The sequence below is a fragment of the Butyrivibrio sp. genome (assembly GCF_024699075.1).
The window spans coordinates 1-6,206 of sequence record NZ_JAILQF010000398.1 but is presented as its reverse complement, the minus strand read 5'-3'; the positions used below and the strand labels follow the sequence as shown (position 1 = coordinate 6,206).

General features: G+C 37.3%; 6 protein-coding genes. 1 reads left to right on the top strand and 5 read right to left on the bottom strand.

What is annotated here, in order from left to right; translation table 11 throughout:
- A partial coding sequence (locus K6G87_RS15965; RefSeq protein WP_296839482.1) for an aldo/keto reductase occupies positions 1-632 on the bottom strand: 632 nt, incomplete at its 3' end.
- A gap of 14 nt (positions 633-646) precedes the next feature.
- Positions 647-1,498, bottom strand: a complete 852-nt coding sequence (locus K6G87_RS15960; protein ID WP_296839480.1) for an aldo/keto reductase — start codon at positions 1,496-1,498, stop codon at positions 647-649.
- A 123-nt stretch (positions 1,499-1,621) separates the two neighbouring features.
- On the opposite strand from K6G87_RS15960, the gene K6G87_RS15955 reads away from it, so the two are divergent.
- Entirely contained in the window at positions 1,622-2,479 is an 858-nt protein-coding gene (locus K6G87_RS15955) for a LysR family transcriptional regulator (protein WP_296839477.1), read from the top strand.
- A 202-nt stretch (positions 2,480-2,681) separates the two neighbouring features.
- Here K6G87_RS15955 and K6G87_RS15950 read toward each other — a convergent pair whose 3' ends face one another.
- From K6G87_RS15950 to K6G87_RS15940, 3 genes are all read right to left on the bottom strand, one after another.
- Positions 2,682-2,888 (bottom strand): hypothetical protein, encoded by a 207-nt coding sequence (locus K6G87_RS15950; protein WP_296839475.1) that lies wholly within the window; start codon positions 2,886-2,888, stop codon positions 2,682-2,684.
- A gap of 98 nt (positions 2,889-2,986) precedes the next feature.
- On the bottom strand, positions 2,987-4,339 hold the full coding sequence (locus K6G87_RS15945; RefSeq protein ID WP_296839473.1) for an ATP-binding protein: 1,353 nt from the start codon (positions 4,337-4,339) through the stop codon (positions 2,987-2,989).
- 167 nt (positions 4,340-4,506) lie between these two features.
- Positions 4,507-5,727 carry a tyrosine-type recombinase/integrase gene (locus K6G87_RS15940; RefSeq protein WP_296839470.1) on the bottom strand — a complete coding sequence of 407 codons (1,221 nt, stop codon included), beginning with the start codon at positions 5,725-5,727 and terminating at the stop codon, positions 4,507-4,509.
- Between the last annotated feature and the right edge of the window lie 479 nt (positions 5,728-6,206).

Below are 6,206 nucleotides of genomic sequence, written 5' to 3'. Positions count from 1 at the left end.
CCTGTGGTTTTGCCATACTTAGCAGCAATCACCTTAAGCAGAGGCGTATTGAACACATCGTTATTCCCTTCGGCAAAAGGTCCCCACGCTTCATGCTGGATACCATGCTTTGCCATGAACTCACCTGCCTCATGCTGCTGTAGCCACACATTTGTCTCCACCTGATTGACCGCAGGCTTTATCTCATTCATATTGAAGAGGTCTGCCAATCGCTCATTCCAAAAGCTGGTCACGCCGATGGCACGGATACGACCCTCTTTATAGAGGCGTTCCAAAGCTCGCCATGCTCCGTAGTAATCACCGTAAGGCTTATGGAGCAGATAAAGATCAAGAGTATCAAGCCCCAGCTTTTTCATGGATACATCAAATGCTTTTAAAGCATTGTCATAACCATAATCCTGTACCCACAGCTTTGTCGTTACGAATATCTCATCTCGGGGTATCCCGCTGTTCTTGATTGCTGCTCCGACTGCTTCCTCATTGAAGTAGGAAGAGGCGGTGTCTATCATCCTGTACCCGACCTCCAGCGCATCGCTGACAGCTGCTTCAGCCTGTTTTGCGTCCGGTACCTGGAAGACACCGAAACCGATCATCGGCATTTTGACTCCGTTATTAAGTGTCATATATTCCATCGTCTTTCGCCTCCTTATCCCTCAAATGGAAGATGCATGTTTGCGTAGTTTTCCTCCGTCTCATTGTCCGGTTCATAATACTTCTTGGTCCCGTCGAGCTTCGCAATCTCAGCCATTTCATCATCAGTCATAGTGAAATCGAAGATATTGCCGTTATCGCGGATGTGATCAGGGTTCTTTGATCCGGGGATTGTGATGAATCCCATCTGTGTAGCCCAACGGAGAACGATCTGCGCATTGCTCTTGTGGTATTTATCAGCAAGCTTACCGAAAACCTCTTCCTGTACGAGTCCGGGATCTCCATGCCCCAAAGGATACCAGCCCATGAGCCTTGTGCCATACTCGGCAAACCTTCCCATGATTTCCTTCTCAGTGCAATAAGGATGAGCTTCAAGCTGGATCACATGAGGCTTGATCTCTGCAGCTGCAAGAAGCTTTTCCAGCTTCTCATCATGGAAGTTTGAAATACCGATGGACTTTGTCTTTCCATCCTTATATGCCTTTTCAAGCTGCTTATATCCTGCAATGAAATTGCCTGCCGGCTGATGGATGAAAAGAAGATCCACATATTCAAGACCCAGGCGCTTTAAGGTATCTTCTACCGCGCTGTCATTTTCATAAACTGTAGCCCAGAGCTTGGTTGAAACAAATATGTCCTCTCTCTTTACAATTCCTTCATCTATTGCTCTGGCAATCGCTTTGCCGACCGCTTCCTCGTTCATGTAAGCATTAGCAGTATCCACCATACGGTATCCGCCCTTTAATGCTGCATATACTGATTTTTCCGTGTCCTCCGGGCTGATCAGGAATGTTCCGATTCCAAGTGCCGGTACCTTAACGTCGTTTGATAGTGTGATGTATTCCATAAGTTAATGCCTCCTTGTCATAGGTTTTTGTGTTCTGTGATACAAACTTTACATGATAAATCCGATATTGTACAATACCAACATCGGAATCTGCTATATCAATAACGCATAGTGAGGAATGTTATGATTGAGAATCACGTATTAAAACAGCTCGTTACATTTGCAGATAACAAGACATTATCTGCCACAGCAGACATTTTACATACATCACAGCCGGCGCTTACAAGATCTATGAAGAAACTGGAAGAAGATCTCGGTGTATCCCTCTTTTCCAGAAGCAAAAATCATCTTGAGTTAAACGAAACCGGAAAACACGCTGCAGAATATGCCAGAAGAGTCCTGGAAGCCGAGGCAGACTTTGAATCCAAGGTACTATCCTTTGACAGAAGCCTTCACACCCTTTCCATAGGATACTGTGCGCCGGTTCCACAGGCCGTATTCACACCTATGATAAACAATCTTTTTAACGGCATGACAATTTCAGCTGACATGATGGATGACCGTTCCTTTACTGATCATCTGTTAAACGGCATATATCAACTTGCAGTCGTCCACACAGAGCCGGATGACAAAAGATTATATTATAAAAAATGCGGACACGAGGATCTGTTTATTTCCATTCGTCCGGGAGACCCCTTGGCCTTCCAGCCAAAGATACACCTGTCTGATATCAATGGTATGTCCGTACTCTTATTGTCTCGCATTGGCTTTTGGGAAAACACCCCCAGAGAAAAGACTCCGGATACAAAATACCTTCTTCAGGTTGATGAAGCATCTTTCATTGAACTGGCTTCGACTTCCAACTACCCTATTTTTTCATCAAGCTACTTTATCAAAAGAGGTAATCTCGTACAGGGAAGGGTAGACATCCCTCTTGCCGATCCCGAATGCCATACAGACTATTACCTGGTATGCCTTGATTCAGAAAAAGAAAAGTACCGTGCGCTCTTCGATAAAATCGATGAAAACACAATACTTTGAGTGTTATAACTATCATATGTTTGGTTGATTGCATATGGTGCTGTGCGTTAAAAAGGTGCAAATGATGAAAAAATATAGAGATTGATATCTCAACCTCTATATCTGCATTCTCATATTATCTTCTGATATAACGCGCTAACACATTATCTCTACAAACTGAAATTTGTCATCGTCTATAAAACTAGAATATATTTGATATCTATCAAATAAGTACCATAAAAACTTGCATAATAATAATAATAATAATAAATCCCATATCAATTAATATATCTTGCCATAAAGATATATTATATCGTCTTTCTTCAAGCCAATCGATAATACCTTGTCTAAATTCTATTAGCCCAGTATTAATATTATAATCAAAAAATCCAAAAATTATTACTCCAAAAGGACGGTTGTTATCCACCATCTTCAGCTTGCAATCTGTCAACCGGTGGTTTCATTTAGATTTTTTTAACATATAAATGGGAAGAATCCCCTCATGCACCTTTGAGAATCTATGGATTATTATAATAACCCCGTCATATAAACCGGAAGATACACAATACCTCCCTCTTCTTTTAAATCATTTACATGAAGTACATAAGCAACATTTAACTGCTCATTATACTTTTTTTTGAACTTATTCAGCGATGATAACGTATAATTCTTACCAGACTTAACTTCAATTGGAGATATATTATGCCTATTTGTTATCTTTGACTTTGCAAGCAAAAAATCTATCTCCATTCTACTATCTTTATCATCCCTTGAAGGATTAGAGTAAAAATATAATTTTTTTCCATTTGTAGCAAGCATTTGGGCAACAACATTTTCAAATATCATTCCCTCATTTACTTCTAATTTTCCAAACAAAAGCTTTTTATATATATCCTCAGATACAATTCCATTCTCATCAAAAGCATGACTTATTAGCAAACCCGTATCACCCATATAAATCTTAAATGACGAATTATCACGATTCAGTTTGAGGCCAAGATTTGGTTCTGTAGAATTAAAGCATATATTAGCTATCATAGAATCCTGAAGCCATAAAAATGCACTTTCATAATCCCTAAATCTTGCCCCTTTTCCAAGCGACGAAAGCGTAAATCTCTTCTCATGTTTAGAAAGCTGCGATGGTATTTCATCAAAAATACTCTCAACTTTCGATTCATATCCTTTAGCATGTTTTTGTATATCTTCTCTATATAAACTGATAATATCTCTTTTTATTAAATCTGCAGCCTCAAAATCACCTGTTTTAGTATACTCTTCAACCACTTGAGGCATTCCGCCAATTATCACGTATTCCCTAAAAAGCGTTATAATCTTCCTATGTAACGCCTGTCCCAGAGGCTTTTTATTTTCAAAAGAGTTTTTGATTACTGGCATAACCATTTCTTCGCCTTTTGCCCATAAGAACTCTTCAAAATCCATCGGGTACATTTTTATATGTCTTTCTTCTGAAGGGATAAGTATGTTCTCCACATTCTTTTTTATAGACATAAGTGATCCTGTTTCCATATAATCATATCGTCCGTCAGAAACCAAAAACTTTATTGCTGCTCTCGCCCTAGGATACAGCTGTACTTCATCAAATATTATAAGCGATTCTCTTTCATACAATTTTGTATTATAAGCCGCCGACAAAAGCATAAACAATCTATCTAAATCATCCAGATCTTCATCGAACAATGTCTTAATATCATCACTAGCTTTATTAAAATCAATTAAAATATACGATTTATAATTCTGTTTGGCAAACGCCTCTGCGATATAACTTTTACCAACTCTCCTTGCACCATCTATTAGGAGTGCCGTCCTTCCATTGCTTTGCTGTTTCCATTCCAATATCTTTTCTTCTATTTTTCTTTTCATAATTCACCCTACACCTAATCGAGTTTTTTTAATACTTTTTTTATCACCAAATCAAGCATTTTCGATTATATCATTTGTTTTGCACTAAATCAAGTTTTTTTAAACGTAATACTTACACAATATCAAATATTTTGATAGAATTAAGTTACTTATTATGTTCATATCAATCAAGCAGCATAGCCCAGGTAATATGACTTTTCTAATGCTTTCATAGCCTCAAACACGCCGGCATCGGTAGCATCTGCATAGATTGACAAAGTAATAACAATGCTTTCATGCCCCATTATCCGCTGTATTGCTTTTAGGTCATATGAGTTTCTACACAAAAAAGTCGCAAATGTATGACGCAATTGATGCGTTGTAATATCCGGAAGTTTACTAACCTCATTATAAGAACACTCTTCATTATACGAATTTATTATCCTATGAAGCTTCGCGCATACCGCTTCTCTTGTAAAAATCTTCCCCCGATTCGACAGAAAAATAAAATCTGTATATCCATCAATAACTTGCTTTTCCATATAATTGATAGAATCCTGCTCTTTTTTTATATCAAGCAATAATTCTCTCACATCTTCCAGCATAGGAATACATCTATTTCCTGCTTCTGTTTTAGGTTCTTTTATATGAGCTATTCTATGATTATTTTCGCTTACATATGTAACAGCATGATTAATACTGATCTGACCAGCTTCAAAATCTATATCATTCCATCGAAGAGCCAGCGCTTCCCCTATACGACATCCTGTACCAAGAAGAAAAAGTATCAACTGCTTATCCTTAGCATACCTAGTATTATTTTTCATATATTCAACAAGCCTCTGTCTCTGGTCTTCGTTCAAACCGGAAATCTTCTTCTTTTTATAATTTGACTTTTCCATAATTTCCTTTATAACACCCTCAGCAGGATTATATTTTATAATTCTATCACCCAAAGCCATTTTTAAAGCGCCATTAATAACTGAAACCTTACGTTTTATAGTTGATATAGCATAGCCTTTGGGATTTTTCTTACTTTTCACTTTTACCATAAAATAATAGACAATCTCAGACTTCGTAAGATTTTTAATCTTGGTTCTACCAATTGTATTTCTACAATCATAGTATTCATGATACATAGTATTAAGTGTTGATTCCTTTATATAATCTGCTCTCTTATCGATATAACAGTCAACAACCTCATTAAGAGTCATTTCTTCATTTAAAACAGAATATCCCCTATCAATAGAATCTAAAAACAATTTTTCCTTTATTCTTAGTTCATCCAATGTCTTTTCATATATCCAAGTATTTTGGCCCCATTTCATCATCCTAAACATATATGTTCCATTTTTCCTCTGGGACTCTCCTGTATAAAGAATATTTCCAAATGTGTCTGTTCTAAGCATCGCTCTATCCTCCAACGATTTATTTGCATGAAAAGATAGCACAGAAAAAAACTAATAACAATTCTATAAATATGCAAAAATTTGTTATACGATGGGATATTAAAATGGTGAAAATAAAAAAGTAATAAAATTGAGGATTTGAGTAAGGTTTTGAGTAAATCGAGTTATGTTAACCATTTAAGATGTACTTCAGTAAAACATAGAAACCCCGCAAACCCGCATAAACTCTAGACAGTAAAAGAGCGTGTCGGGGTAGACACGCTCTTTTGGAGAAGGTATTTTGTTACTTATGGGGTGCCCCTTTAATGGGACACCTCCTCTTTCGTAGAGGCTCGTAGCCCGCATAAATTCTAGCTTTTGAGAGTTTTTGACTCTCGTATTTTTTTGTCATTTTTCGTCTATATTGTCGCATTCTGGTACAAAATTGGTACAAAAATTTTTGTACCAACTAACTAATTTGATGTAACAAAAAATCTCTG

Excerpts from the sequence above, each read along its gene's own strand:
- K6G87_RS15950 (WP_296839475.1), bottom strand. The coding sequence starts at position 2,888 with ATGGTGGATAACAACCGTCCTTTTGGAGTAATAATTTTTGGATTTTTT.
- K6G87_RS15960 (WP_296839480.1), bottom strand. The coding sequence starts at position 1,498 with ATGGAATACATCACACTATCAAACGACGTTAAGGTACCGGCACTTGGA.
- K6G87_RS15945 (WP_296839473.1), bottom strand. The coding sequence starts at position 4,339 with ATGAAAAGAAAAATAGAAGAAAAGATATTGGAATGGAAACAGCAAAGC.
- K6G87_RS15955 (WP_296839477.1), top strand. The coding sequence starts at position 1,622 with ATGATTGAGAATCACGTATTAAAACAGCTCGTTACATTTGCAGATAAC.
- K6G87_RS15940 (WP_296839470.1), bottom strand. The coding sequence starts at position 5,727 with ATGCTTAGAACAGACACATTTGGAAATATTCTTTATACAGGAGAGTCC.